The 1,111-nt window shown below is 42.8% G+C and carries 2 protein-coding genes; both read right to left on the bottom strand.

Annotated features, from left to right (window positions below):
* Positions 1 to 215: 215 nt before the first annotated feature.
* Entirely contained in the window at positions 216 to 479 is a 264-nt protein-coding gene (locus tag F6K51_RS37935) for a DUF4351 domain-containing protein (RefSeq protein WP_293031499.1), read from the bottom strand.
* A gap of 72 nt (positions 480 to 551) precedes the next feature.
* A partial coding sequence (locus tag F6K51_RS37930; RefSeq protein ID WP_293031496.1) for a DUF4351 domain-containing protein occupies positions 552 to 1,111 on the bottom strand: 560 nt, incomplete at its 5' end.

Raw genomic sequence — 1,111 nt, 5'->3', positions numbered from 1 at the left:
GCTTTCGCGACTAATCCATTGAAACTCAGCATCGAGTAACTGAGATGCCCGCACTTGGGGATTACCGGTTACCCATTGCACCCAAGCATTAGGAGCGAGACTGATTAGGCGTTTGCTACCAATATCTGCACGTTTTGTCATACAATTGATCCAATTAAGACTAATTATTGACTTACGCCCACCCCACGGTCGAAGTGGGGTGTGGCCTTATTTAATTAATTAGGCAAATTTTGACTAAACTCATCTAGGGAGTTAACGGTTAATGCTGTGGCCATCAACTCTTCTAATTGTTCGAGAGTTAAGGATTGAATTCTGACGGATATCTCTGAAGGAATCTCTGAAAATCGCAGTTTAAGGATGCGCTCTAAACTGCCTCGACGTTCTTGTTGGATGCCTTGTTCAATCCCTTGTTCAATCCCTTGAGCAACACCCTCTTGTAAAATCTCTTGATACCAGGGTGATTCTCGTAATACTGTCATATCCCACCTCATGATTTGTTGAATTCGAGGAAAACCCACCCCACGGTCGAAGTGGGGTGTGGTCTTATTTAATTAATTGGGCAAATGTTGAGTAAACTCATCTAGGGAGTTAACGGTTAATGCTGTGGCCATCAACTCTTCTAATTGTTCGAGAGTTAAGGCTTGAATTCTGACGGATATCTCGACAGGAATCTCTGAAAATCGCAGTTTAAGGATGCGCTCTAAACTGCCTCGACGTTCTTGTTGGATGCCTTGTTCAATGCCTTGAGCCACACCCTCTTGTAAAATCTCTTGATACCAGGGTGATTCTCGTAATACTGTCATATCCCACCTCATGATTTGTTGAATTAAGGGTATCTCTAAAACAAAACTAGCAAAGAACGCTAAGAGCGGTTCTAGTTGATTCAAAGTTTGATCCGCTCGTAAAGCCTGCACCGCTGACCGCAATTTCGATTCACTACCACCTCCAAATAAAATTGGGACAAATGGAAATAGAGGAGGTAAAGGTTGTTCTAATACTAATTCAGCCTCTACTTCCCACAGATTAATTACCCGATAATCTTGACGAGCCTTTAATCCCATGAATTCCCTGTCGTAGCAATTTTCAATAGTAACCGTGGTTGGAGGTGGCA

The sequence above is a fragment of the Moorena sp. SIO3I8 genome (assembly GCF_010692325.1).
Taxonomy (GTDB): Bacteria; Cyanobacteriota; Cyanobacteriia; order Cyanobacteriales; family Coleofasciculaceae; genus Moorena.
The sequence above is the reverse complement of the archived record's forward strand: the minus strand, read 5'-3'. Positions and strand labels throughout refer to the sequence as shown.

Excerpts from the sequence above, each read along its gene's own strand:
- F6K51_RS37935 (WP_293031499.1), bottom strand. The coding sequence starts at position 479 with ATGACAGTATTACGAGAATCACCCTGGTATCAAGAGATTTTACAAGAG.